Annotated in this window: 23 protein-coding genes; 8 read left to right on the top strand and 15 right to left on the bottom strand. The window is 68.8% G+C overall.

Features of this window, described 5'->3' with window-relative positions:
• Positions 1-3 precede the first annotated feature (3 nt).
• The gene (locus AC5Y3Z_RS14720; protein WP_499917931.1) at positions 4-1,548 is read right to left on the bottom strand and encodes a DUF7937 domain-containing protein; all 1,545 of its coding nucleotides are present in this window, start codon (positions 1,546-1,548) and stop codon (positions 4-6) included.
• Positions 1,549-1,989: 441 nt separating this feature from the next.
• Here AC5Y3Z_RS14720 and AC5Y3Z_RS14715 point away from each other — a divergent pair, with 441 nt between their 5' ends.
• The gene (locus AC5Y3Z_RS14715) at positions 1,990-4,092 is read left to right on the top strand and encodes a DUF7159 family protein (RefSeq protein ID WP_463825692.1); all 2,103 of its coding nucleotides are present in this window, start codon (positions 1,990-1,992) and stop codon (positions 4,090-4,092) included.
• Between the two features lie 6 nt (positions 4,093-4,098).
• On the opposite strand, the gene menE is transcribed toward AC5Y3Z_RS14715, so the two are convergent.
• The 10 genes from menE to fadD8 form a co-directional block, all read right to left on the bottom strand.
• Positions 4,099-5,205, bottom strand: a complete 1,107-nt coding sequence (gene menE, locus AC5Y3Z_RS14710) for an o-succinylbenzoate--CoA ligase (RefSeq protein ID WP_473139504.1) — start codon at positions 5,203-5,205, stop codon at positions 4,099-4,101.
• A gap of 44 nt (positions 5,206-5,249) precedes the next feature.
• Complete coding sequence (locus tag AC5Y3Z_RS14705; protein WP_473139393.1) at positions 5,250-5,558, bottom strand: DUF3349 domain-containing protein; 309 nt, start codon at positions 5,556-5,558, stop codon at positions 5,250-5,252.
• A 60-nt stretch (positions 5,559-5,618) separates the two neighbouring features.
• Positions 5,619-5,894 (bottom strand): hypothetical protein, encoded by a 276-nt coding sequence (locus tag AC5Y3Z_RS14700; RefSeq protein ID WP_463825694.1) that lies wholly within the window; start codon positions 5,892-5,894, stop codon positions 5,619-5,621.
• On the bottom strand, positions 5,891-7,117 hold the full coding sequence (locus tag AC5Y3Z_RS14695) for an inorganic phosphate transporter (RefSeq protein ID WP_463825695.1): 1,227 nt from the start codon (positions 7,115-7,117) through the stop codon (positions 5,891-5,893). The genes AC5Y3Z_RS14700 and AC5Y3Z_RS14695 overlap by 4 nt, the downstream gene beginning before the upstream one ends.
• A gap of 119 nt (positions 7,118-7,236) precedes the next feature.
• Positions 7,237-7,623 (bottom strand): VOC family protein, encoded by a 387-nt coding sequence (locus AC5Y3Z_RS14690; RefSeq protein ID WP_463825696.1) that lies wholly within the window; start codon positions 7,621-7,623, stop codon positions 7,237-7,239.
• Positions 7,624-7,642: 19 nt separating this feature from the next.
• A complete protein-coding gene (locus AC5Y3Z_RS14685) occupies positions 7,643-8,524 on the bottom strand; it encodes an SDR family oxidoreductase (protein WP_473139392.1) in 882 nt (293 codons plus the stop codon).
• 48 nt (positions 8,525-8,572) lie between these two features.
• On the bottom strand, positions 8,573-9,475 hold the full coding sequence (locus AC5Y3Z_RS14680) for a 1,4-dihydroxy-2-naphthoyl-CoA synthase (RefSeq protein WP_463825698.1): 903 nt from the start codon (positions 9,473-9,475) through the stop codon (positions 8,573-8,575).
• Positions 9,472-10,158 (bottom strand): hypothetical protein, encoded by a 687-nt coding sequence (locus AC5Y3Z_RS14675; RefSeq protein ID WP_473139391.1) that lies wholly within the window; start codon positions 10,156-10,158, stop codon positions 9,472-9,474. The genes AC5Y3Z_RS14680 and AC5Y3Z_RS14675 overlap by 4 nt, the downstream gene beginning before the upstream one ends.
• Positions 10,155-10,607, bottom strand: coding sequence for a nitroreductase family deazaflavin-dependent oxidoreductase (locus tag AC5Y3Z_RS14670; RefSeq protein WP_463825700.1), 453 nt, complete (start codon positions 10,605-10,607; stop codon positions 10,155-10,157). The genes AC5Y3Z_RS14675 and AC5Y3Z_RS14670 overlap by 4 nt, the downstream gene beginning before the upstream one ends.
• Before the next feature lie 23 nt (positions 10,608-10,630).
• On the bottom strand, positions 10,631-12,232 hold the full coding sequence (fadD8, locus tag AC5Y3Z_RS14665; RefSeq protein ID WP_463825701.1) for a fatty-acid--CoA ligase FadD8: 1,602 nt from the start codon (positions 12,230-12,232) through the stop codon (positions 10,631-10,633).
• A 65-nt stretch (positions 12,233-12,297) separates the two neighbouring features.
• Between fadD8 and AC5Y3Z_RS14660 the strand changes: the two genes are divergently transcribed.
• Complete coding sequence (locus AC5Y3Z_RS14660; protein WP_473139390.1) at positions 12,298-13,896, top strand: amidohydrolase; 1,599 nt, start codon at positions 12,298-12,300, stop codon at positions 13,894-13,896.
• Here AC5Y3Z_RS14660 and AC5Y3Z_RS14655 read toward each other — a convergent pair.
• A complete protein-coding gene (locus AC5Y3Z_RS14655) occupies positions 13,890-15,356 on the bottom strand; it encodes a wax ester/triacylglycerol synthase family O-acyltransferase (RefSeq protein ID WP_473139389.1) in 1,467 nt (488 codons plus the stop codon). The two genes, AC5Y3Z_RS14660 and AC5Y3Z_RS14655, sit on opposite strands and share 7 nt — an antisense overlap.
• A gap of 24 nt (positions 15,357-15,380) precedes the next feature.
• Complete coding sequence (locus AC5Y3Z_RS14650; RefSeq protein ID WP_473139388.1) at positions 15,381-16,565, bottom strand: alpha/beta hydrolase family protein; 1,185 nt, start codon at positions 16,563-16,565, stop codon at positions 15,381-15,383.
• A gap of 125 nt (positions 16,566-16,690) precedes the next feature.
• Between AC5Y3Z_RS14650 and AC5Y3Z_RS14645 the strand changes: the two genes are divergently transcribed.
• Positions 16,691-17,668: an o-succinylbenzoate synthase gene (locus AC5Y3Z_RS14645; RefSeq protein WP_473139387.1), complete on the top strand. Its 978-nt coding sequence runs from the start codon at positions 16,691-16,693 to the stop codon at positions 17,666-17,668.
• A complete protein-coding gene (locus AC5Y3Z_RS14640; RefSeq protein ID WP_473139386.1) occupies positions 17,665-18,453 on the top strand; it encodes an alpha/beta fold hydrolase in 789 nt (262 codons plus the stop codon). Before AC5Y3Z_RS14645 ends, AC5Y3Z_RS14640 begins: the two co-directional genes overlap by 4 nt.
• Position 18,454: 1 nt before the next feature.
• Here the strand turns inward: AC5Y3Z_RS14640 and AC5Y3Z_RS14635 are convergent, their stop codons facing one another.
• Both AC5Y3Z_RS14635 and AC5Y3Z_RS14630 read right to left on the bottom strand, forming a co-directional pair.
• Positions 18,455-18,955, bottom strand: a complete 501-nt coding sequence (locus AC5Y3Z_RS14635) for an Rv1363c family protein (protein ID WP_473139385.1) — start codon at positions 18,953-18,955, stop codon at positions 18,455-18,457.
• The gene (locus tag AC5Y3Z_RS14630; RefSeq protein ID WP_473139384.1) at positions 18,952-20,424 is read right to left on the bottom strand and encodes a serine/threonine-protein kinase; all 1,473 of its coding nucleotides are present in this window, start codon (positions 20,422-20,424) and stop codon (positions 18,952-18,954) included. Before AC5Y3Z_RS14630 ends, AC5Y3Z_RS14635 begins: the two co-directional genes overlap by 4 nt.
• 104 nt (positions 20,425-20,528) lie before the next feature.
• Here AC5Y3Z_RS14630 and menD point away from each other — a divergent pair, with 104 nt between their 5' ends.
• From menD to AC5Y3Z_RS14610, 4 genes are all read left to right on the top strand, one after another.
• Positions 20,529-22,175: a 2-succinyl-5-enolpyruvyl-6-hydroxy-3-cyclohexene-1-carboxylic-acid synthase gene (gene menD, locus AC5Y3Z_RS14625; protein WP_463825708.1), complete on the top strand. Its 1,647-nt coding sequence runs from the start codon at positions 20,529-20,531 to the stop codon at positions 22,173-22,175.
• Positions 22,172-22,672, top strand: a complete 501-nt coding sequence (locus tag AC5Y3Z_RS14620; RefSeq protein ID WP_473139383.1) for a DUF3592 domain-containing protein — start codon at positions 22,172-22,174, stop codon at positions 22,670-22,672. Before menD ends, AC5Y3Z_RS14620 begins: the two co-directional genes overlap by 4 nt.
• A gap of 63 nt (positions 22,673-22,735) precedes the next feature.
• On the top strand, positions 22,736-23,863 hold the full coding sequence (locus AC5Y3Z_RS14615) for a glycosyltransferase family 4 protein (protein ID WP_473139382.1): 1,128 nt from the start codon (positions 22,736-22,738) through the stop codon (positions 23,861-23,863).
• Positions 23,864-23,880: 17 nt separating this feature from the next.
• Positions 23,881-24,573 (top strand): demethylmenaquinone methyltransferase, encoded by a 693-nt coding sequence (locus tag AC5Y3Z_RS14610; protein WP_463825711.1) that lies wholly within the window; start codon positions 23,881-23,883, stop codon positions 24,571-24,573.
• The last annotated feature ends 80 nt before the right edge of the window (positions 24,574-24,653 follow it).

The raw sequence follows: 24,653 nt of genomic DNA, 5'->3' as shown, positions 1-24,653 counted from the left end.
GAACTACGACGGGTTGCCCGGGGGGCGGTAGATCTTCGGCCGCGGTGCCGATTCGCCGGGCCGGAAAATCCGCGGCGACGGGCCGGACAGCACCGAGGTAGGTGCCTCATGCCTGCCCCCGGCAGCCCCGAACCGGGTGGTGCTGGCCTCCGATGGTGGTGGCGCCATGCCGGGCCGGGTCGGGATGGGCGCGGCCGGGCGCCCCGGTCCGGGTGAGCCCGCGGTGGGCCGCTGGCCGGGTCGCCGTATCCGGCGCCGAGGTTTGCGGATACGTCCCGCGATGATGACCGCGGCGAAAATGCAGAAGGCGAGTCCGCAGAGTGTCACGTCGAACATGCTGTCGATCTGTTGCGCCAGGTTGTTCCCGTAGACCGGGTTGACCGAGACCTGATCGAAGCGGGGCGCCAGCAGTACGCCGAGGACGACCCGGGAGATTGCGAGGGTGAACACCAGCCCGCTCAGCCAGACCAGCAGCGACGACCGCAGCGGTCCGCTGGCCAGCTTGGCGCGCAGCCACCACGCCAACACCCCGGTGGCGAGAGCGAACACCGCCAACGTCATGGTGTCGTAGCGCGAGAACGGGTAACGCAGCATCACCGCGACGGCCAGGTCGGTGAATCTCATCAGCACCGAGCCCAGGCACCAGACGATGATCAGCGCCAGGCCTTTGCGGATGGCGGCCCGCCACAGCTCCCGGTCCGACCGGGTCTGGGCGGAGCTGAACAGGGCCAGCGGCGCGAACAGCGCCGCCGCGCCGGCCCAAGCCAGGTATCCCTCGTACCCGACGCCGGCCGTGGAGGTGTTCTGCGCGATGCCGTGGAACGCGTCGATCTCGCGGCCGCCCGGCAGGGTCCACACGACGATGCCGGCCACCACGCTGGAGGCGCCCAGGGCCAGCGTCGCCAACCGGGATCCGTTGGTGTTGCGCAGGATCCACCGCGACGCGACCAGCACGGCGGCCAGCGCCACCGCTCCGTAGACGACGGAGGTCAGGATCACCGCGATGTTCTGGGTGCCGAATTCCCCGGAACCCTCGACGCCCTGCAAGGCGTAGCGCAACCGCCAGCACAGGTTGAAGCCGGCGCTCAGCGCCGCCCCGAACATCGAGACGTAACCGATGAACCGCGCGGCCCGCAGCCCCCGGGCGTACCGACTTTCGTCGATGACCGGACTGACGAACACCGGCTGCGCACTGAGCAGAGCGCCGGCGAACCCCAGCCAGGCGCCCGGTCCGACGCCCCCCGGCACATGCACCTGGCCACCGAATTCGATCGATTGGATCGCGTCGAAAACGATGAAGCCCACGATCACCAGCACGTAGGGAAGGTTCAGGCTCAACCGCAGCTTGGCGAGCTTTGCCGGGTCGAGTCGGGCACGCGACACCGCGATCGCCGTCAGCGACAGCAGCGTCACCACTCCCACGACGGCCCACAGCACCGCTCTGCTGCCCGGGATGCCCAACCCGAAATACAGGTTCCACGGGAACAGCGGTGCCAGCAGCAATAGGACCACCGCAACGAGGTCGCGCAGGGTGTTGCGCTTGGCCAGCTGCGCGGCGGCTTCCCGCGCCGGTGCGGGGCGCTGCGACGTACCCGCGGCGGGTGGCGGTCCGGGCGGCGCCGTGCGAGTGCCCGCGATGGGGCCGGTCGGCGCGTCGTCGCTGTTCAGGCTCACGGTGCCCCCCAGGGTTTGAGGTCGGGTGCTGCGGGTGCCGCGTTGGTCTGGCGGCAAGGGAACCCCCTGCCGGGGCCACTGCGTTGTTCGGTTGCGAACATATTCTCCATTCGGACGACGTGGCAGTGGCTGAGAGCAGGCTATGAACAGCGGAAGGATTCGCTATGCCCGGCCCCGCCGGTTGAGAATGCGGTTACGCTGCGCTCATAGGTGCAAACCTTGTCGCCTGAATGACGAATAGTGCCTGACGGTATCGCAGTGTAATTATGCCGGGACATCGCTGGTTGTGGGGTAACCAGCTGAAGGAGAGCCGCAATGGACGTCGTGTTGGGGGTGGCGGTCACGGACCGGGTCGCACGCCTGGCTCTGATCGACGTGGCTGCCCGCCGTGATGAGGTCATCGACCAGTATTCGATCAATCTGCCCGCAGACTCGGTCGGGATGCTGACCGACACCGTGGTCGGCACCAGCCGGTTGCTGGCCGACGAAGGGCACCGGCTGTTCGCGACCGAGTTGTGCTGGTCCGACCACTATCAGGCCGAGCGCTTACGGCAGGCGCTGGACTACGCGGGCGTGCCGAATGTGCAGCTGGTCCCGGAGTCGCAGGCGGCCATGCGGCCGGTGGGTCCCGGCCGCGCCGCCGCTGTGGCGTTGCTGTTCGGCAGCCACCTGTCCAGCCCGATGGCATCCGGTGACCCGTCGGCGCCGGCGACCATGATGTCGGCGACGCCGATGGACGGCAATTACGGCGCGGGCCCGGACGCGACGATGGCTGCCCCGGCGTTGTCTCCCGATGCCACCATGGCCGCGCCCGCGCTGGGCGGCGACGGTGGCTACGGCTCCGGTCCCACGGGGTCGGGATTCGACCAGTCGGCACCGCCCGTCGATGGTGGCGGCTTCGGGTCCGCCAACGCGACGATGGCTCAGCCGGTGTTGCCCTCGGATGGCGGCTCATCCAGCTCGGCCGGCGGCTTCGGCCCGTCCGGCTCGGGCGTGGACCAGTCGGCGGTACCCGGCGACGGTGGCGTTTCCGGTCCGGTGGGCGACGGCGGCGGCTATGCGTCGCCGATCGAAGATCCGCACCTGCCCCCGGACCACGGCGGGTTCGGCCCGTCGGGTTCGGGCGCGGATCACTCGGCGTTCCCGGCGGATGCGACCACGGCCAGCCCGATCTGGGGCGACGGCGGGGCGAACGCCCCTCAGGGGGTCACGTCCGACGACATGACTCTGGTCTCGTACTCGCACTCCTACACCGACCCGAGTGCTTCCCCGGGCGACCCGGGTCTGGCCGGTGACGCGAACCCGCATGCGTATTTCCATTCGGGTGCGCCCGCGGGTGACCCGGGGACCCCGGGAGATGCAACCGCATACATGCAGCCCGCCGACGGGGGTCCGCCGGGGTCGGGCGACGAGCAGCTGGCGTATTCGCAGGCCGGCGAGTACGACATCCTGCCGGTCGACTCCGACGGCCTCGACGAGTACGGCGACGGGTACGCCGATGAGTACGACGACGGGTTCGACGAGGATGACCCCGAAGCGGCCGGTGGCCAACCGCAGAGTCTGCGGCGGCTGCTGATCAGCAATGCCGTGGTCGGGTTCGCGGTTCTCGGCTTCGCCTCGTTAGCGGTCGCGGTGGCCGTGACCGTCCGTCCGACCGCGGCGTCGATGCCGGTCGAAGGTCACCAGAATGCGCAGCCCGGCAAGTTCATGCCCCTGTTGCCGACGGAGCAGCAGGCGCCGGTGCCGCCCCCACCGCCTGAGGCGCCCACCGTCGGGTTCCAGGGCGGCACAGTTCCCGCTGTTCAGGCGCCGCCGCGGCAACAGAGCCCGGTGCCCGGTGGGACGCCCGCCGCTCCCGTGCCGAATCAGGCGCCGGTCGCTCCCGTGCCCATCCCGGTGCCGATCATCGTTCCGTTCCCGGGCTGGCAGCCGGGCATGCCGACCTGGCCGGTGGTGACGCCGCCGACGACGCCGTACACCACACCGGTCACCACCACGGCGCCCACGACGACTGCTGTCACGACGCCGCCCACGACTGCGCCGACCTCACCGCCCAGCACGACGGCGGTCACCACCGAGCCCACCACTACGCTGCCCCGGACGACGACGATTCCGCCCACCACGGCGCCCCCGTCGACGGCCGTTCCCACCACCGCCGCTCCCCGGCAGACAACGGTGGCACCGCAGCCGACCCAGGCGCCACAGCCGACCCAGGCGCCGCAGCCGACCCAGGCGCCGCAGCCGACCCAGGCGCCGCAGCCACGGACGCAGGCCCCGCAGACTCAGGCGCCGCAGACGCAGGCACCGGCGCCGCGCACGCAGGCCCCGCAGACACAGGCGCCGGCGCCGCGCACGCAGGCCCCCCAGACGCAGGCGCCGCGAACGCAGGCACCCCAGACCCCGCGGGGTCCGCGGTAACGCCGGTTAGCGCGCCGCTTCGAATCGTCGTGCCAACGCCGCCCGGTCGAGTTTGCCGATCCCGCGGCGCGGCAGGTCTGCGACGATGTGCAGCTCGCGAGGCGCCGCGGTGATGTCCAGGGTGTGATCGGCATGGGTCCGCAGCGCCTCCAACGTCGGGGCCGTCGACCCGGGGCTCACCACGATCGCGGCGACCACCCGCTGGCCCAATCGGGCATCGGCAACTCCGAAGACAGCGCAGTCGGCGACTGCGGGGTGGGTGCGCAGCGCCGCCTCCACCAGATCCGGCAACACGGTGAGCCCCCCGGTGCTGATCGCGTCGTCCACTCGGCCGAGCACGGTCAGCGTCCCCGAATCGTCCAATGCGCCAAGGTCATCGGTGACGAACCAGCCCGGTTCGGCGAACGGGTCGGGGTTCACCGGATTGCGGTAACCGCGGGCCAGGGTGGCACCGCCCAGCACGATGCGGCGGTCGGCGCGCACCCGCACCTCGACCCCGTCCAGCGCGACACCGTCGTAGACGCAGCCGCCGGCCGTCTCGCTCATCCCGTAGGTGCGCACCACGGTGAGACCGGCACTCGCCGCGGCATCCAGCACCGGTCGCGGCGTCGGCCCGCCCCCCAGCAGGATGGCGTCCAGCTCGGCCAGGGCGGCGGTGGCTGCGGGATCGGTCAGCGCCTTGGCCAGCTGCGCTGCGACCAGCGATGCGTATCGTCTGCCAGGCCCCAATCGTGTTATCGCAGCGGGCAATTCGTCGATGTCGAAGCCGCCCGACACATCGAGTTCCACCGGCGGTGCACCGGCGACGACGCTGCGGATCAACACCTGCAGCCCGGCGATGTGATAGGGCGGCACCGCCAGCAGCCAACGGCCCGGTCCGCCGAGACGGCGGTGGGTGGCCGTCGCGCTCGCGCGCAGCGCCGCTGCGGTCAGCAACGCGCCTTTGGGTGCACCGGTGGTGCCCGAGGTCGTCACCACCACGGCCACGTCGTCGTCGATGGCCTCGCCGACCCGCAGCGCGCGCAGCAGAGCGTCGGAGTGGGGTTGGTCCGGTACCGCGACCAGCGCGGGATCCTGCCCGTCCAGGACGCGCCGAAGGGCGGGCAGCAGCAGTGCGGTGGCCGAGCCCGGCGGGACGCGCAGCTGCCGCAGGATAGCTATGCGCGGTCTCCGTTGTCCCGGGCGTCGTCGAGCGGCCAGCCCTTGGTGGCCAGTCGGGCTCGCACCCGTTCCACGTCGGCCGGAGTCGGCAGGTCGTCGGTGAGCTGAGTGATTGCGACACCGATGTCGATGTTGTCGACGTTGAGCTCGCCGCGCCGCATCAGTTCGCTTGCGACGGCTTTGATTTCGTCGTTCGTCAACCGGCGTGCCAGCAACGCGAGCACCGCAAAGGAGTCCGTCGGTGGTATGCCTTCGGGATAGCCGGCCCGCAACCACGACACAATCGAGCTGAGGAATCGGTTCATCGTTTGATCAATTTACCCGGCAGGACGGCCGGAAAACCTAGGTCGACCAGGTTTGCGTCGTCACAGCTTGGCCCCCAGGAACGGATAGTGAGTGTGATGCGCGATGAAGTCGCGCGCGATGTAGAGCACCCCGAAGATGACGACGCCGACAACCAGGGCATAGATCGTCCAAGCCAGCACCACCAGCGCGGGATTCCGTTTGTCGGCGTTGACGTTTCCGGTGCCCACGGCCTGCAACCGGACACCCAGCGCGAAGATCCCCGGCAGGGCCGCGCCGGCGAGCAGGCTGAACAGCAGGATCTTCAGGGTGGCTTCGTAATTGAACCAACCGGTCATGAGGCGTTCCTCGCTGGAATCTGGTCGTCGGTGCCGAACTCGGTTGGCGGGGATGGCGGAACATCAGGTGGCTCGACGCCGGCGACCTCGAGGCCGGCGGTGACGCTGCCCTCCCACGCCTCGTTGACGTTCCGGTGGTCGACCTTGACCTTGCGCGACTGGCGGTAGATGGCGGCGGACACCCCGACCAGCAGGCCGAAGCCGATGATCGCGCCGGGATAGCCGCCGATGAGGTGCACTATCCAGTACGTGAGCGCCCCGACCAGCCCGGCCAGCGGCAGCGTGACCAGCCATGCGGTCGCCATCCGCCCGGCGACACCCCAACGCACCTCGCCACCGGGTTTGCCCAGTCCGCTGCCCATCACCGAGCCGGTGCAGACCTGCGTGGTCGACAGCGCGTAGCCGAAGTGGGCGGACAGCAGAATGACCGCCGCCGAAGATGATTCGGCAGCCATGCCCTGCGGGGACTTGATCTCGACCAGGCCCTTGCCCAGCGTGCGGATGATCCGCCAGCCGCCCAGGTAGGTTCCGGACGCCATCGCCACCGCGCAGGCGACGATCACCCACAGCGGCGGCACGGTGGCGGTCTTGCTGACGGCGCCGTAGGAAATCAGCGCCAGGAAGATGATGCCCATCGTCTTCTGGGCGTCATTGGTGCCGTGCGCCAGCGAGACCAGCGAGGCCGAGCCGATCTGGCCGCGCCGGAATCCGGCCTCGGTGCGCTCGATCGGGACGCCGCGGGTGATTCGGTAGACCAGCCAGGTGGCCAGTGCCCCGACGAAGATGGCCAATAAGGCCGAGACCACGGCCGGGATGATCGCTTTGGAGATGACACCCTTCCAGATCACCCCGTGACCGCCGACCGCGGCGATCGTCGCACCGACGATGCCGCCGATCAGTGCGTGCGAGGAACTCGAGGGGATCCCGAGCAACCAGGTCAGCAGGTTCCAGACCACGCCGCCGACCAGACCGGCGAACACCAGCTCCAGGGTCACGATGTGCGCATCGATCAGCCCCTTGGCGATCGTGGCAGCCACCGCGGTCGACAGGAAGGCGCCCACCAGGTTCAACACCGCCGACAGTGCCACCGCCACTTTGGGCTTGAGCGCGCCGCTGGCGATGGAGGTTGCCATGGCGTTGCCGGTGTCGTGGAACCCGTTGGTGAAGTCGAACGCTAATGCGGTGATCACGACGATGATCAAGAGGAACAACTGGAGGTTCACAGGGCCTGATTCTGGTGCTCGGAGTGTTCGCTTGTCGAACCGGTGACTAGGCAAAAAGCAGGAATATCGCGAGACGTTGCCAGATGTTACCTAGCAGTTCACCTTCGGTTGGTGCGCGCTCACTGCCGGGTATCCGTCCGCAGCGGATGACCCCGCGGCACCTCGATGAAAATCAGCGCAACGCCGTCCGGATCGGTCACGTGCATCTCGTGCAGGCCCCACGGTTCTTGCCGCGCCTCCCGCGCGATCGGCACCCCGCGTCCGCGCAGTTCAGCCTGGGTTGCCTGCAGGTCGCGCACCTGCAGCCACAGCGCGCCGGGAAACGGCCCGCGGGAGTGGTCCGGTTCGTCGTAGCCGGTCAGTTCCAGTAGCGACTGGCCAGCGAAAAACACTGTCCCTGCCCCGTATTCACGTGCGATGGCCAGCCCGATCTCGTCCCGGTAGAAGCTCAGCGAGCGCTGGTAGTCCGTCGGCCGCAGGAGCATCCTGCTCGCCAGAATCTCCATCCTTCGTGTCTAGCACGTGTCACTCCCGGCGGTCGTTGCGCGTCTGCATCAGGGTGTTGACCCAGCGCGGGCCGACGGTGTTGAGCGCCTTGGCCGCGATGGCCATTCGCGGCGCTATCTGGACCGGCCGGGTACGCGCCGCGGTGATCATCCACTCGCCTGCCTCCCGGGGCGTCAGCGCGGGCAACCCGTCGTAGGCCTTCGTCGGCGCGATCATCGGCGTGGCGACCAGCGGGTAGTACAGGGCGGTGGAATGCACACCTTTGGGGCCCCATTCGGTTTCGGCGATCCGGGTCACCGAGGTCAGCGCGGCCTTGGAGGCGTTGTAGACCGCGAACAGCGGGGATGCCTCGTTCAGCACCCCCCAGGTGGAGACGTTGATGATGTGCCCATCGCCACGCTCGATCATCCCCGGCGCCAGGCCGCGCATCAGCCGCAACGGTGCGTAGTAGTTGAGCACCATGGTGCGCTCGACGTCGTGCCAGCGGTCCAGCGACTCCGCTAGCGGTCGGCGGATGGACCGGCCGGCGTTGTTGACCAGGATGTCCACCCCGCCGATGCGCCGGTTCACCTCGGCCACCAACGCGTCGACGGCTGCCATGTCCGAAACGTCGCATGGTAGCGACAGCGCGGTACCGCCCGCGGTGGTGATCCGGTCGGCCAGCGCGTCCAGTAGATCCTGGCGGCGGGCGACGACGACGACCGTGGCGCCGCGCTCGGCGAAAAGTTCGGCTGCCGCCTCGCCGATTCCCGAGGACGCTCCGGTCAGCAGGACGCGCTTGCCGTCGAGGTCGACGGGTCGGATCGCCGGTCGGTTGAGCAGCACTTGCGGCGAGGCGGGCGGGCGCATGCTGGCCAGCACCAATTGGTCGGTGAGGCGGCGCAGCGGACTCTTACTCATCAAGCGAGCGTAGTGAGGGCCGCTTGACGCTCGGCGTCCGGCGACGCCTCAGAAGTACCGCGGGAACGGGCTCCAGTCCGGTTTGCGCTTGTCCAGGAAAGCGTCGCGGCCCTCCACGGCCTCGTCGGTCATGTACGCCAGCCGGGTCGCTTCGCCGGCGAACAGTTGCTGACCCACCAACCCGTCGTCGAGCAGGTTGAACGCGTACTTCAACATCCGTTGCGCCTGAGGCGATTTCGCGTTGATCTCGGAGGCCCACTGCACTGCAACGGTTTCCAGGTCGGCGTGGTCGACCACCTCGTTCACCGCACCCATCCGGTGCATCTGCTCGGCGGTGTAGGGCCGGCCCAGGAAGAAGATCTCGCGGGCGAACTTCTGCCCCACCTGGCGCGCGAGGTACGCGCTGCCGTAGCCACCGTCGAAGCTGCCGACATCGGCGTCGGTCTGCTTGAACCGCGCGTGCTCGCGACTGGCCAGGGTGAGATCGCAGACCACGTGCAGGCTGTGCCCGCCACCCGCGGCCCAACCGTTGACCAGGCAGATCACCACCTTGGGCATGAACCGGATCAGCCGCTGCACCTCCAGGATGTGCAATCTGCCTGCCCGGGCCGCGTCGACGGTGTCGGCGGTGTCCCCGGCGGCGTACTGGTAGCCGCTGCGACCCCGGATGCGCTGGTCACCGCCGGAGCAGAAGGCCCAGCCGCCGTCCTTGGGCGAGGGCCCGTTACCGGTCAGCAGCACCACGCCCACATCGGGGGACATCCGCGCGTGGTCGAGTGCCCGGTACAGCTCGTCGACGGTGTGCGGCCGGAAGGCGTTGCGCACCTCGGGTCGGTCGAACGCGACCCGGACCGTCGCGTCGGCGACATGGCGGTGGTAGGTGATGTCGGTCAGGTCGTCGAAGCCGTCCACGACCTGCCACTGTGCTGCGTTGAATGGGTTGTCGCTCAAGGCTGTTGAACTCCGTCCTGGTCGATGCTCAAGGCTCCGCAGCTGATCGTCTGGGCGCTGACCACCACCGGGTCCTGCGCGGACGTGGCGGTCAGGGTATCGGACCGGCCCGTGGCGGCACGGGTTCCGTCGAGGTTGATCTCGGTGCGCCGAACGGTCCATTCGCCGCCGCTGTCCAGTGCCTGCAGCCCGACCAGGCGGCGCCCGTCGCCCAGATCACTGCAGCCGACGCCGGTGCCGTCGTCGCGCAGGTTCTCCAGGTCGAAGACGAACGGCCTGCCGTAGTGCTCGTCGACGACGACCTGCAGGCGGCAGTCGGCGAACGCGTACAGTCGCGCGCTGCGTCCGTCGCTGACGATCACCTGGTGTCGGCCGTCGCCTTGGGCCTCAATAGCCAATGCCCGCAACGGAATCGGGCTCGCCGAAGTGATGTCGACCTCGGTGCGCGCGCCGCTGGCGGTGCTGACCCCGACGACACGGCTCGTGGCGCCGTCGGCGCTCTGCATCGTGCCGATGAACAGTGCGTCGGGCAGCCCGTCCCCGTCGAGATCGCCCACCTGTCGCTGCACGCTGGCGGGCGGGAGCGCGGCCCCACCCGGGGGGCAACCCGCGGACGCCTGTGAGACCGGTGCCGCGAGCAGGCCGGCGGCGAGTAGCGGCACCGCGGGTAGCGCGCGGTTCATCGGATCGGTTCGAGACGGAAGACCGCACACCGCCCGGCCAGCGCCTCGAATTCTTCGGGGCGCCCGTCCTTGATCAGACCGGAGCGTTTCATGAAGCCGACACCGCTCGGCACTTCGGTCGGAAACGCCCGCAGCACCGGCTTTGCCTCCGCCGGGGACAGCTCCACCGCACGGATGCGCTCGGTGCTGCGTCCGCGCTGCAGGGTGATTTCCCTTGCAGCCCTTACGTTCAAGACCCAGTCGGCACCCGGGAAGCCGCCCACCACATACTGTCGGCCGGCCAGCGTCATCGGCGTCACCGGTGTCGAACGCGGTGTGCCGGACCTGCGGCCGGGCACGGTCAGTACGACGGGACTTTCGCCACCGAACGTGAGGCCGAGTTTCGACAGCTGGATGAACACCGTGTTGACCGGCTTGAGCCACCAGGGCGGCTTGATCCGTTCAGCCATGACTGCCACCCTAGCGTCGGCAATCAGCCCACGGCGCGTCCGGCGCCTTCCCAGAACCGTGCCCGCACTGCCTTCTTGTCCGGTTTGCCCAGCCCGGTCAGCGGCAGCGAGTCGACGATCTCGACCCGCTTGGGCGACTGCACCGAACCTTTGCGTTCCTTCACCGCGGACTGCACCTCGGCGGTCATCTTCTCGATCGCGGCGTCATCCCGGGCGGCGTCGGCACGCAGCACCACCACCGCAGTGACCGCCTCACCCCACTTCTCGTCGGGCGTGCCCACCACACACACTTGGGCGACGGCCGGGTGCTCGGCGATCACGTCCTCGACTTCGCGGGGGAACACGTTGAATCCGCCGGTGACGATCATGTCTTTGACCCGGTCGACGATGAAGTAGAACCCGTCCTCGTCCTCACGGGCCATGTCACCGGTGTGCAACCAGCCGTCCCTGAATGCCTCGGCGGTCGCCTCCGGCTTGTTCCAGTAACCGCCCGCCAACAGCGGTCCGCTGACACAGATTTCGCCGGGCTCACCCTGGGGCACGGGCTGCCCGTCCTCGCCGAGCAGCGCGACCCGGGCGAACAGCGTGGGGCGTCCGCAGGACGTCAACCGCTTCTCGTCGTGGTCGGCCTTGGCCAGGTAGGTGATCACCATGGGCGCCTCGGATTGGCCGTAGTACTGGGCGAAGATCGGTCCGAACCGGCGGATCGCTTCGGCCAGCCGCACCGGGTTGATCGCCGAGGCGCCGTAGTACACGGTCTCCAGCGACGACAGGTCGCGGGTCTGCGAATCCGGGTGGTCCATAAGCGCATACAACATCGACGGCACCAGCATGGTGGCTGTAATGCGTTGCTCCTCAATGACTCTCAGCACTTCGGCCGGGTCGAATTTGGCCAGCACCACCATTTCGCCGCCCTTGACGACCGTCGGCGTGAAGAACGCCGCACCGGCGTGCGACAGCGGCGTGCACATCAGGAAACGCGGGTGCTCGGGCCACTCCCACTCGGCGAGCTGGATCTGCGTCATGGCCGCGATGTTGCCGGTGGTGCCCATCACGCCCTTGGGCTTGCCGGTGGTGCCGCCGGTGTAGGCCATGCCGCCGATGTGGTCGGGCGGCAGGTCGGCGACGACCAGTGGCTTGGGCTCGAACTTGGCCGCCTCGGCGGACAAGTCGACCGCCACCTCGCTCAACTGCTCGGGCACCGGGCCGATGGTCAGGATCTGCGTGAGCGAGTCGACCTTCTCCAGCAGCCCCAGCGCGCGTTCGACGAACATCGGGTTGGGGTCGATGATCAGCGCACTGGCGCCGGCGTCGGAGAGCACGTAGGCGTGGTCGTCCAACGAACCCAGCGGATGCAGGGCGACGCGACGGTAGCCCTGGGTCTGACTGGCGCCCAGGATCATCAGCACCTCGGGACGGTTGAGCGACAGCAGGCCCACCGTGACTCCGGTGCCGGCGTTCAGCGCCTCGAACGCCTGGACGTACTGGCTGACCCGCTCGGCCAGCTGGCCCCCGGTCAGCGTGGTGTCGCCGAGGAACAGCACCGGCCGGTTCTTGTGGCGCTTGAGTGCACCCGCGAGCAGGTGGCCGTTGTGAGTGGGGTTTCGCAGCAGGTCGTCGCTCATAGGGTCAGACTAGAACGTGTTGCAATTCGGGTCGGCCGCACCCTCGATCCGTAGTATCGGCCCACATGAGTGCCGCTGACACCGTCATCTTCGGGACGGTACTGACCGTCGACGAAAAGCACCCCGACGCAGAGGCGCTCGCCATTGCCGACGGCCGGATCCTCGCCGTCGGGACCCGTTCCGAGGTCGGCGGGTTCGTCGGTCCGGACACCCGGATCGTCGACATCGGGGACGGCTGCGTGCTGCCCGGCTTCATCGAGGCGCACGGTCATCCGCTGATGGAGGCCGTCGCGCTGTCGGACCGGATCGTCGACATCCGCCCGGTCACGATCCGGGATCCCGACGACGTGGTTGCCACCATCCGGCGCGAGGCCGCCCGCCGCGGCTCTGACGGCGCCTACCTCAACGGGTGGGACGCCCTGCTGCAGCCCGGACTTCCCGAACCCACGCCGGCCTGGCTGGACGGCATCGCGCCGGACGGGCCGCTGGTGATCATCCACAACTCCGGGCACAAGGCGTACTTCAACTCGCGTGCCGCGCAGCTCAATGGCCTGACCCGCGACACCCCCGACCCCAAGGGCGCCAAGTACGGCCGCCTCGCCGACGGCGAACTCGACGGCACCGCCGAGGAGATCGGCGCGGTGTTCCCGCTGCTCGGTGGTGCCATCGCGGCCGACAGCTACCCGGACATGCTGCGCGCCGAGTGCGCGCGGCTCAATCGCGCCGGGCTGACCACCTGCTCGGAGATGGCCTTCGACCCCAAGTTCGGTCCGCTGGTCGCGGCGCTGCACGACGAACTGACGGTGCGGTTGCGCACCTACGAGGTGTCCAACGCCCAGTTGCACTCCGATGCGACACCCGGCCAGGGTGACGACATGCTGCGTCAGGTCGGCATCAAGATCTGGGTCGACGGCTCACCGTGGATCGGCAACATCGCGCTGTCGTTTCCCTACCTGGACACCCCGGCCACCCGCAGCGCGGGGATCAGGCCGGGGTCCTGCGGCTGCGCCAACTACACCAAGGAGCAGCTCACCGAGATCGTCGGCGCCTATTTTCCGCGTGGCTGGCAGATGGCCTGCCACGTCCAGGGCGACGCCGGGGTGGACACCATCCTCGACGTGTATGAGGGAGCGCTGCAACGCCATCCGCGCAACGACCATCGCCTGCGGCTCGAGCACGTCGGCGCGATCCGCCCCGAACAACTGCAGCGGGCCCACGACCTCGGCGTCACCTGCAGCATCTTCGTCGACCAGATCCACTACTGGGGCGACGTCATTGTCGACGGGTTGTTCGGCCCCGAACGCGGCAACCGCTGGATGCCGGCCGGGTCGGCGGTGGCCACCGGTATGCGGATCTCGCTGCACAACGACCCACCGGTCACCCCCGAGGAGCCGCTGCGCAACATCAGCGTGGCCGCCACCCGGATGGCGCCCAGCGGCCGGGTGCTCGCTCCCGAAGAGCGGTTGACCGTCGAGCAGGCGATCCGAGCGCAGACCATCGACGCCGCCTGGCAGTTGTTCGCCGACGACGTGATCGGCTCGATCGAGGTCGGCAAGTACGCCGACCTGGTGGTGCTGTCCGCCGATCCCCGAACCGTGCCGCCGGAACAGATCGCCGATCTCGACGTGCGCGCGACCTATCTGGCGGGACGCCAGGTTCACTGACTGCCGGTGCGCGCGCGGGCTGCGGCGAGAAGCTCGTCGACGGCCGCGCCCAGGCACTGCTCGTAGACCTCGGGGTCGGGCAGCGCGGCGCGGTCGGCGGTGAAGCAGAAGGTCACGCGGTTGCCGTAGCTGCCGATGCCGTTGTTCAGGCCCATACCGTCGAGCACCGGGCCCAGGCCGGTGGTGTCGACCATCTGCGCGCCGCAGAAGTACATCGGGGTCAGCGGTCCGGGAACGTTGCTCACCAGCGTGTGGGCGACGACGGCGCGCCCGCGCCGGCTCAGCGCGCGCACCGCGGCCCGCTGGACCGTGCCCATCAGCCCGCCGAGGGCTTCCTCCGACATCTCGATCAGCGAGCGCACGGGATGCGCGCCGGATTCCTTGACGTGCGCGGTCGACGTGACGATGCGCGCCAGGCGTTCCAGCGGGTCGGTTTGGTCGGTCGCCATCGTGATGGGCGACACCGCGTATTCGTTGCCGCTGGTATTGGTGCTGGTCGCCGAGCTCGCCGCGCCGGTGGCGCGGGTATTGGTCGGCCGGACCGAGATCGGCATCATCGCCACCAGCGCCTGGTCGGGCAGCTCGCCCTTGTCGGCGAGGTAGCGGCGAATGGCCCCGCCGACGATGGCCAGGCCGATGTCGTTGATCTTGGCTTCCGGCATGGCGGTACGGATCTCTTTGAGGACATCCAGCGTGGTGTAGGCGGTGCCGAAGACGCGGTGTGGCGACACGATCTGGTTGAAGCGGGTCGCCCTGGGCAGCGACGCGGGCGAGGTCACGTCGGGGTCGCGGTTGTCCTGCACGAGGGTGGGCAGTTGGCGTGCGACCTTGCGGACCCGGCCCAGCACGTCGAAGGGGCGGATGACGCCGTGCAGCGCCGCGCGGCTCAGCAGCTCGACGTCCGACGGGGTGGGGTCGGGCTTCCAGTCATAACCCTCAGGCACCGGCGGCGGCGTCCCGTCGGGTTCGTGGGTGTGGATTGCGGTGAGGATCTCGGCGCCGGCGACTCCGTCGATGGCGGCATGGTGGATGCGTAGGAACACGGCGAAGGCACCTTCCGGCAGGTGGTCGACGCCGTCGAGGCCGTCGATCAGGTACAGCTCCCAGGGCGGCCGGGTCAGATCAAGGGGCCGGGCGTGGATGCGGGCGATCTGGGTGCACAGCTGCCGCCAACTGCCGGGCCGGGGCAGGGCGATGTGCCGGACGTGGTATTCGAGGTCGAAGTCGCCGTCCCGGATCCACCACGGCCGGTCGACGCCGAACGGTACGTGCACGAGTCGCTCCCGGAAGCTTTCGGCGACATGCAGACGCGCTTCGACGTAGCGCAGCACCTCTTCGTAGGTGACGGGCTCGCCGTCGCGCGTGGACGGGTCGTAGATGCCGACGATGCCGACGGTGTTGTGGGCGTTCGCGGTGTCCAGTGCCACCATCGTCCAGTCAGCGCTGGACAGCTGACGCATGGTTCCTCCTCAGGTGCATCCCGGCTAGTGTCGCAGTCCGCACGAGGTGAGGACCGAGGCGATGTGGTCGTCATAGTCTCTCCCGCGCCACGCGGTGAGGTGGCCGCGCGGCCGCCAGGCGATCGACGGCTGGTCCCAGTGCCGCCAGAGTTCGGCGGCGCCGCGGGGCGGGGCGATCCCGTCGACCTGACCGGCCACGATGTGGCGCCGTTCGTGGGGTACCAGGCAAGGCCGGGCAAGCGGCGACACGACCCGGTGCACCAGCGCTGAGCGATCGTCGTGCACCTGACGGTGCAACCGGCGCTTGGCGGACGTCAGCGGGACGGCTTCGCGCATCGACGCGGCCAGGTCGCTGGTGGGCACGACCGCGACCAGGCAGGCGAGGTCACCCTCGAGCGTCGCCAGCAAGCTGATCACGTAGGAGCCCAGAGACAACCCCAACACGCCGACCGCAGGCGCCTGCTGGTCGTCGCGCAACCACTGCAGCAGTCGGCGAATGTCCCACACGGCCTGGGTGAGCCCCAGCACGTTGTTCGTCGCGAAGACGTTGGAGGCGAACTGTGCGTAGGGGGAGTAGCCGCAGGCACGAGACCCGTGCAACGGGAGTGCCGGGAGCGCCACGTTGATGCCGAGCTGCTCGTGCAACCGGCGCACCCGCAGCATCCGGAGATCGGAGGGCCGTCCCATGCCCTGTCCGTGGACGGCGACCAGCCACGGTCGGGGCGCGCCGGGGTGACGCAGCAGCCGGACCGGCACCGTGTGGTTGGCGGCGAACGACCGCCAGCGCTCGGCGCCCGGTTCGCCCGCCTCGGGCTGCCAACCGCTGTCGAACCGGACGAGCTCGATCCCCTGCAGTGAGTTCGTCTGCACGTCAGGGCTAGGCGGCTGTCGATGCCGGCGACCCGGGTCGTCGAGCCAGCCGGCGTCCCGGTAATACGCCACGGCAGCGTCGAGTTCGGCCGATGCCACCGCATAGTGCTCCGGCGATCCGAGCGACGACAATAGCGGCATCGGGCCGGCGGCCAGGGCGTCGAGGGCGGCAGCCACCCCCAGGCCGACCGACGGCCGTGGCACCGGCACGCCGTCCCGCGCAGTCACGCCGTTGCGGGTCGCGGTCGTCACCCGCGCGACCTCGCGCGCGCCGGCCGCACCGACAGCTGCCAGCGACGCGGTCGCGACGGTCAGACCCCACCGGGTCGACCGCCTCACCGTCGCGCTCGTTCGGCAGTCATCGATCCTCCGGCCGCACTTGTGAAGAATTAACTTCTCTATTTTGGAGAATCACGTTATCACATGCGGACGCGCGGTCGGCCAGAATTTGAGACCCTACGAGGGTGTCCCCGCTCCCTACCGTCGACGACCTGCTGGACCGGCTGCACGTCGTGGCACTGCCAATGCGGGTGCGCTTTCGCGGTATCACCACCCGCGAGCTGGCGCTGATCGAGGGCCCGGCGGGTTGGGGGGAGTTCGGCGCCTTCGTCGATTACGAACCGCCGGAGGCCGCGCACTGGCTGGCATCGGCGATCGAGAGCGCGTATCTGGAGGCGCCGCCGGTGCTGCGAGACCGCGTTCCCATCAATGCCACCGTTCCCGCCGTCAGTGCCGCCGAGGTGCCCGAAGTCCTGGCCCGGTTCCCCGGCGCGGGTACCGCCAAGGTGAAAGTCGCCGAGCCGGGACAGAGCCTGGCCGACGACGTCGCCCGGCTGAATGCGGTGCGCGCGTCGGTTTCGACCGTGCGGGTGGACGCCAACGGCGGCTGGAGCGTGGACGAGGCGGCGCGGGCCGCTGCAGCGCTCACGGCCGATGGCGCGCTGGAGTACCTCGAACAACCCTGCGCGACGGTGCCCGAGCTCGCCGAACTGCGCCGACGGGTCGAGGTACCCATCGCGGCGGACGAAAGCATCCGCAAGGCGCAGGACCCACTGGCCGTGGTGCGTGCGGGAGCCGCCGACATCGCGGTGCTCAAAGTTGCTCCGCTGGGCGGGATTTCGGCGATGCTGTCGATCGCCGAGCAGATCGACATCCCGATCGTGGTGTCCAGTGCACTCGATTCCGCCGTCGGTATCGGCTACGGCCTGACCGCCGCCGCGGCGTTGCCGGAGTTGCGTCATGCCTGCGGGCTGGGCACCGGCAGATTGTTCCTGGACGACGTTGCGGACGTCGCTGAACCCCTCGACGGCTGCCTACCGGTCGGGCCGGTAGCACCCGACCCGGCGCGGCTGCAGGCGCTGGCCGCGCCCGCAGAGCGGCGGCGGTGGTGGATCGACCGGGTCAAGGCCTGCCACCCGCTGCTTGTACCGTCGAGCGAGTGATCAACCTGGCTTACGACGACAGGGGAAACGGTGAACCCGTCGTCTTCATCGCCGGTCGTGGCGGTGCCGGCCGCACTTGGCATCTGCACCAGGTGCCGGCGTTCCTGGCCGCCGGGTACCGCTGCGTCACATTCGACAATCGGGGGATCGGTGCGACCGAGAACGCCGAAGGTTTCACCACGGCGACCATGGTCGCCGACACCGCCGCGCTGATCGAGTCGCTGAATCTGGGTCCGGTCCGCCTCGTCGGGGTGTCGATGGGATCGTTCATCGCGCAGGAACTCATGGTGGTGCGCTCGGAGTTGGTCAGCTCCGCGGTGCTGATGGCCACTCGCGGTCGGCTGGACCGCTCACGCCAGTTCTTCGGCCAAGCTGAGTCCGATCTCGACGCGGCGGGGGTGCGGCTACCAGCCACCTATGACGCGAAAGTCCGTCTGCTGGAGAGCTTTTCGCGCAAGACCTTGAACGACGACGCCGCGATCGCGGACTGGATCGCGATGTTCAGCATGTGGCCGACCAAGCTGACTCCTGGATATCGCCGGCATCTGGATATCTCGCCGCAGACCAACCGGTTGCCGGCCTATCGCAACATCGCCGCACCGGTGCTGGTACTCGGCTTCTCCGACGACGTGGTCACGCCGCCGCATCTGGGCCGCGAGGTCGCCGACGCGTTGCCGAATGGGCGCTACCTGCAGATCCCCGACGCCGGGCATCTCGGGTTCCTGGAACGGCCGGAAGCCGTCAATGCCGCGATGTTGAAGTTCTTCGCGGGGGTCAAGGCTTAGGTCAGACCGGATCGAAGCGGTTGATCAGCCAGCGGCCCTTGACCTTCGTCATACCGACCCGCATCGCGCTCGAGGTCTGGTCCGAGTCGGACTTGCCCGTGCTGGTCGTCGTCTGATTGGTGAATACCAGGATCGACGCTGAGTCCTGGGCCAGACTCTCCACCCCGGCCTGTACGACTTTTGCCTTCGCGGTCACTCTCTTCGTGCGAGCGGCTGGTTCGATGATCTGGCGGGTGAACTGGTCGTAGGAGTTGAGGAAGTCGCCGGTGAGACACGCTTTCGCGGCAGCGAAGTCCTGCTCAAGGGTATCGGGCGAATAGCTCAAGATCTTAACGGTTCCGTTGCTCGCGGCGTCGATCGCCGCCTGCCGCGCCGCGGATTGATCAGCCACCACTACCGGGTGGCTTTGTTTCGTCAGTAGTTGCCAACTACCGACGCCTACCGCGACCAGCGTCGCTGCCGTGAGCGCGACGACGAGCAGCCACCATGCGACGCGTTTCATACCGCGAACGCCACGTTCGACACCTTGTAGGTGGCGCCGATCTTGTCGACGCTCAGGATGAAACGCTGCTTCCGCGGGTCTATTGATGAACCGTCGTTGTTGGTGACTTTTGACGTCGCGGCGACCAGCACCTGAGCCGTCGACCCGGTTAGAGAATTCAGCGCCGCGCTGTCGACTGTCCCGACGGTAGTCACCTTCGACTGCTCGACGACTTTGCGGAAATCGGAACTTCGTTGTGCGAAGTCGTCGTGAAATTGGCCGGTCGATCCATCGACAACACGCTGAATGTCGCTGTCGGCTGATTGGTAACTGATACTGGTCAGCCAGACGGTGAACTGCTTGGCGTAGTCGACATACGGCTGCCAGGACGGTGCCGCAGTGGACTTCGGTGCGGGCCGCATCACCTGCGTCACAGCGAAAGCGGCGGCGCCGAGCAGCAGCACGGCCAAGATCAGCGGCACCAGGATCGCCGGCCAGCGGCGTCGGGCGGGGGTCGGCGCCGGATAGGGGTACGGCTGCCACGGGACGGTCTGGTGGGGCATCGGCGGCGCGGGCACTGGCGGCGCGGGCATCTGCTGATCGGGCGGCGGCCAGGGCGTGAAGGCCGGACTCGTCGGTTCGATCGACGCCACGGCCATCGCCGCACCGAGCGCCTGCGCGAAGTCGACACAGCGCGGATAGCGCTGCGCGGGGTCCTTGGCCATCGCTTTCGACAGCACCGCGTCCAACCGTGCCAACTGCGGTCGGTGTTCGGCCAGCAGCGGTGGCGGCGCGGTGAGGTGCTTGCCGATGATCACTGCGGCATTGGAGTGGTTGAACGGTGCAACACCGGTCAACAGGTGAAAAGCGGTGGCCGCCAACGCGTATTGATCGGCCCGACCGTCCAACGGTTGGCCCATCAACTGCTCGGGCGCCGCGTAGACGATCGAGCCGAGCGTGACATTTGTCGCGGTCAATCCACTCACGTCGTCGGCGCGCCGCGCAATCCCGAAGTCGGCCAACAGAATTCGGCGATGATCGACCACGGAGGTGGTGAGCAGGATGTTGGCGGGCTTGACGTCGCGGTGCAGCAGGTTGCGTTGGTGCGCGTAGTCCAGCGCGTCGGCGACGGCGGCGACGATTTCCAGCACATCCTGTTCCCGCAAGCCGGTCGACCCGGCGTCCCGTAACGCGCGCGCGGCGTCGGTGCCCTCGACATAGTCCATGGTGATCCACAGCTGGCCGTCGAACTCGCCGCGGTCGTGTAAGCCCACGATGTGGGGATGCCACAGCGTGGCCGCCAGGTCGGCCTCGCGGTTGAAACGGTCCCGGAACTCGGAATCGTCGGTCAACGCCGCAGGCAGGATCTTCAGCGCTTCCGACCGCGGCAACCGCGGATGCTGCGCGAGGTAGACCTCACCCATTCCCCCGGAGCCGAGCAAACGCAGGATCGTGTATCCAGCAAAGACGTCGCCATCGCGTAGCGGCATAACAGCGCATCCTACTGAGGAATCGTCGCAATGTCGGTCGCGCGGTTAACAGGGCCGGCAGCCACGGAGCCGCCGCTAAAGCCCGGTTGTGCCACTCTGTAGTAGTGAACCCCTCGACGATTCAGGCCCGCATCGTCGTCGACGAACTGATTCGCGGCGGGGTGCGCGATGTGGTGCTGTGCCCCGGTTCGCGCAACGCGCCGCTGGCGTTCGCGTTGCAGGACGCCGACGCCGCCGGCCGGATCCGTCTGCACGTTCGCATCGACGAACGCACCGCCGGGTTCCTGGCGATCGGACTGTCGGTCGGGGCGGGTGCGCCGGTCTGCATCGCGATGACGTCGGGCACCGCGGTGGCCAACCTGGGCCCGGCGGTGGTCGAGGCCAACTACGCCCGGGTGCCGCTGATCGTGCTGTCGGCGAACCGGCCCTACGAATTGCTGGGCACCGGGGCCAACCAGACCATGGAGCAGTTGGGTTACTTCGGCACCCAGGTGCGCGCCACGATCAGCCTCGGCCTGGCCGAGGATGCCCCGGAGCGCCTGGCCGCCCTCAACGCCACCTGGCGGTCGGCGACGTGCCGAGTGTTGGCCGCTGCCACCGGTTCTCGCAGCGCCAACGCCGGCCCGGTGCAGTTCGACATTCCGCTGCGCGAACCCCTGGTGCCCGACCCGGGACCGCAGGGCTCGGTCGCCCCGGCGGGTCGGCCCGATGGCAAGCCGTGGACCTATACCCCGCCGGTCACCTTCGACCAGCCGCTCGACATCGACCTGACGCCGGACACCGTCGTCATCGCCGGGCACGGCGCGGCCGCACTTCCCGAGCTCGCCGACCTGCCGACCGTCGCCGAGCCCACGGCCCCCGCGCCGGCGACCCGCGGTAACCCCCTGCATCCGCTGGCGCTGCCGCTGCTGCGCCCCCAACAGGTGATCATGCTGGGACGGCCGACCCTGCACCGCCCGGTCTCGGCGCTGCTGGCCGATCCGAAGGTGCCGGTGTATGCGTTGACGACCGGACCCCGCTGGCCCGACGTGTCCGGCAATTCCCAGGCCACCGGCACCAGGGCGGTCACCACCGGCGCGCCGGATCCCGCCTGGTTGCGCCGCTGCGCAGAACTGAATCGGAAAGCGGTGGTCGCGGTGCGCGACCAGCTCGCCGGGCATGCCCTGACGACCGGCCTGCATGTCGCCGCCGCGGTGGCCGCCGCCGTGCGTCCCGGCGACCAGCTGGTGCTGGGGGCCTCCAATCCGGTGCGTGACATGGCGCTGGTCGGCCTCGACACCCACGGCATCCAGGTCCGCTCCAACCGCGGCGTGGCCGGCATCGACGGCACCGTGTCCACCATCATCGGGGCGGCGCTGGCGCACGACGTGGCCCACCGGGGCCGCACCATCGCGCTGATCGGGGACTTGACCTTCGTCCACGACAGCTCCGGGTTGTTGATCGGGCCCACCGAGCCGACCCCGCGGGACCTGACCATCGTGGTGTCCAACGACAACGGTGGCGGCATCTTCGAGCTGCTCGAACAGGGTGATCCGCGGTTCACCGACGTCTCGGCGCGGGTCTTCGGTACCCCGCATGACGTCGACGTCGGCGCGTTGTGCCGCGCCTACCACGTGGACAGCCGGCAGATCGAGCTCGATGACGTGCCGACGGTCCTGGGCGAACCCGCCGGCGGCATGCGGGTGCTGGAGGTCAAGGCTGACCGGTCTTCGCTGCGACAGCTACACGCCGCCATCAGGGCTGCGCTGTGAAATCGCCGAAAGCATTGCTGCGCATACTGATTCACGGAACCAGCGAGGAGCTCCCGGATACCCGGCCCAGAATCGTGGTGCGCTGGGTGCGGATCGGGGTGCTGATCCTTGCGTTCCTGGTGACCCTGCAGTCGGTGCTGCTGGTCGCCGGCGCCTACCGCAACGACCTGGCGATCAGCCGCAACATGGGCGTCGCACAGGCCGAGGTGCTCAGTGCCGGGCCGCGCCGCTCGACCATCGAGTTCGTCACACCCGATCGGGTCACGTATCGACCGGAACTCGGTGTGCTGTACCCGTCCGAGTTGGCCACCGGGATGCGGATCTACGTCGAATACAACAAACGGGATCCCAATCTGGTGCGGGTGCAACACCGTAATGCCCGACTGGCGATCATCCCCGCCGGATCCATCGCGGTGGCCGCCTGGCTGGCAGCCGCCCTTGCGTTGACCGGTCTGGCGGTGCTGGACCGGCGGTTGGCCGCGCGCACCCACCACTAGATTTCGCGTCGCGTATCCCCGTCGGCAACCTCCGCGACAGCCGTGGCTGCCACCGTTGGTGGCGTGCGCGTTGCAATCGTCGCCGAGTCATTCCTGCCGCAGGTCAACGGTGTCAGCAACTCGGTCCTTCGGGTTCTCGAGCACCTGCGCCGGACGGGTCACGAAGCTCTGGTCATCGCCCCGGACAATCCGCCGGGGTCACCTCGAGCCGCGCGCCTGCATGACGGCATCCGGGTGCACCGCGCGCCGGCACGGATGTTCCCCAAGGTGACGACGCTGCCGCTCGGGGTCCCCACCCCGCAGATCCTGCGGGTGTTGCGCGGATTCGACCCGGACGTGGTGCATCTGGCTTCGCCCGCGCTACTTGGTTACGGTGCGCTGCGGGCGGCGCGTCGGTTGGGCGTGCCGACGGTCGCCGTGTACCAGACCGATGTGCCGGGATTCGCCGAGAGCTATGGCATCCCCATCACCACGCGTGCCGCCTGGGCCTGGTTCCGGCACCTGCACAGTCTGGCCGACCGTACTCTGGCGCCCTCCACGCCCACGATGGAAGCGCTTGCCGCCCAGCGTTTCCCACGGGTCTACCGGTGGGGGCGCGGCGTGGACCTGATCCGGTACGCACCGTCGGCACGTGACGAGGAGTTGCGGCGGCGGTGGTCTCCGGACGGAAAACCGATCGTCGGCTTCGTGGGACGGCTGGCCCCGGAGAAGCACGTCGACCGCCTTGCCGTACTCGCCGCCACCGATGCGGTGCGGCTCGTCGTGGTCGGTGACGGCGTCGACCGCGCGAAACTGCAATCGGCAATGCCCACAGCGGTTTTCACCGGCGCGCTGTACGGCGACCAGCTCGCCGCGGCGTACGCCAGCATGGACGTTTTCGTGCATCCCGGTGAGCACGAGACGTTCTGTCAGGTCGTGCAGGAAGCGCTGGCGTCGGGGTTGCCGGTCATCGCCCCCGACGCCGGCGGCCCCCGCGATCTGGTCACTCCATGCCGGACCGGGCTGTTGCTCCCGGTCGAGGATTTCGAGGCTCGGCTGCCGGACGCGGTCGCTCATCTGGTGGCGCACCGGGCGCGTTACGCACCAGCGGCGCGGCGCAGTGTGCTGGGCCGCAGCTGGCCGGTGATCTGCGACGAGTTGCTCGGGCACTACGAGGCCGTGTTGGGGACGCGACGAGCCCAGGTCGCATAGCGGGTAGCGTTTCACGCGTGAATCGCGCGGACCTCGAAAAGAATCCCCGGGACGTCGCGTCGATGTTCGACGGTGTCGCCCGCCGGTATGACATCACCAATACCGTGCTCTCATTCGGCCAGGACCGGTTCTGGCGGCGCGCCACCCGGGCAGCGCTGCACATCGAGCACGGGCATAAGGTGTTGGATCTGGCCGCAGGCACCGCGGTGTCGACGGTGGAGCTGGCGAAGTCCGGCGCGTGGTGTGTGGCGGCTGATTTCTCCGTCGGGATGCTCGCGGCGGGCAGCGCCCGCAGGGTTCCGAAGGTCGCCGGTGACGCCACCCGGTTGCCGTTCGCCGACGAGGCATTCGACGCGGTCACCATCAGCTTCGGCTTGCGCAACGTGGTCGATTTTCCCGCGGCGCTGCGCGAGATGGCCCGCGTCACCCGCCCCGGCGGCCGGTTAGTGGTGTGCGAATTCTCCACTCCCACAAATGCTTTGTTCGCGACTGCGTATAAGGAGTATCTGATGCAGGCGCTGCCGCGGGTGGCCACGGCGGTGTCGAGCAATCCCGAGGCCTACGTTTATCTCGCCGAGTCGATCAGGGCGTGGCCCGACCAGGCGGCCCTGGCGCACGAGATCTCGCGGGCTGGCTGGTCGGCGGTGCGGTGGCGCAACCTGACCGGCGGCATCGTGGCGTTGCACGCCGCGTACAAGGCATTGCGCTGAAACTTTCGGCAGAAACCACGGTTCACATCTAGGCGAAACGCCGTCGACAATAACGTCCTGGGCTCAGAACACGCATTAAC

The organism is Mycobacterium sp. NGS61 (assembly GCF_059812325.1).
Note: the sequence above shows the minus strand (reverse complement) of the source record. Positions and strands in the feature narration are given on the sequence as shown.

What these genes read in the sequence shown, in the direction of transcription:
- AC5Y3Z_RS14715 (WP_463825692.1), top strand. Translation starts at nt 1,990, where the DNA reads ATGGACGTCGTGTTGGGGGTGGCGGTCACGGACCGGGTCGCACGCCTG.
- AC5Y3Z_RS14705 (WP_473139393.1), bottom strand. Translation starts at nt 5,558, where the DNA reads ATGAACCGATTCCTCAGCTCGATTGTGTCGTGGTTGCGGGCCGGCTAT.
- AC5Y3Z_RS14700 (WP_463825694.1), bottom strand. Translation starts at nt 5,894, where the DNA reads ATGACCGGTTGGTTCAATTACGAAGCCACCCTGAAGATCCTGCTGTTC.
- AC5Y3Z_RS14690 (WP_463825696.1), bottom strand. Translation starts at nt 7,623, where the DNA reads ATGGAGATTCTGGCGAGCAGGATGCTCCTGCGGCCGACGGACTACCAG.
- AC5Y3Z_RS14685 (WP_473139392.1), bottom strand. Translation starts at nt 8,524, where the DNA reads ATGAGTAAGAGTCCGCTGCGCCGCCTCACCGACCAATTGGTGCTGGCC.
- AC5Y3Z_RS14675 (WP_473139391.1), bottom strand. Translation starts at nt 10,158, where the DNA reads ATGAACCGCGCGCTACCCGCGGTGCCGCTACTCGCCGCCGGCCTGCTC.
- AC5Y3Z_RS14670 (WP_463825700.1), bottom strand. Translation starts at nt 10,607, where the DNA reads ATGGCTGAACGGATCAAGCCGCCCTGGTGGCTCAAGCCGGTCAACACG.
- fadD8 (WP_463825701.1), bottom strand. Translation starts at nt 12,232, where the DNA reads ATGAGCGACGACCTGCTGCGAAACCCCACTCACAACGGCCACCTGCTC.
- AC5Y3Z_RS14660 (WP_473139390.1), top strand. Translation starts at nt 12,298, where the DNA reads ATGAGTGCCGCTGACACCGTCATCTTCGGGACGGTACTGACCGTCGAC.
- AC5Y3Z_RS14655 (WP_473139389.1), bottom strand. Translation starts at nt 15,356, where the DNA reads ATGCGTCAGCTGTCCAGCGCTGACTGGACGATGGTGGCACTGGACACC.
- AC5Y3Z_RS14635 (WP_473139385.1), bottom strand. Translation starts at nt 18,955, where the DNA reads ATGAAACGCGTCGCATGGTGGCTGCTCGTCGTCGCGCTCACGGCAGCG.
- AC5Y3Z_RS14630 (WP_473139384.1), bottom strand. Translation starts at nt 20,424, where the DNA reads ATGCCGCTACGCGATGGCGACGTCTTTGCTGGATACACGATCCTGCGT.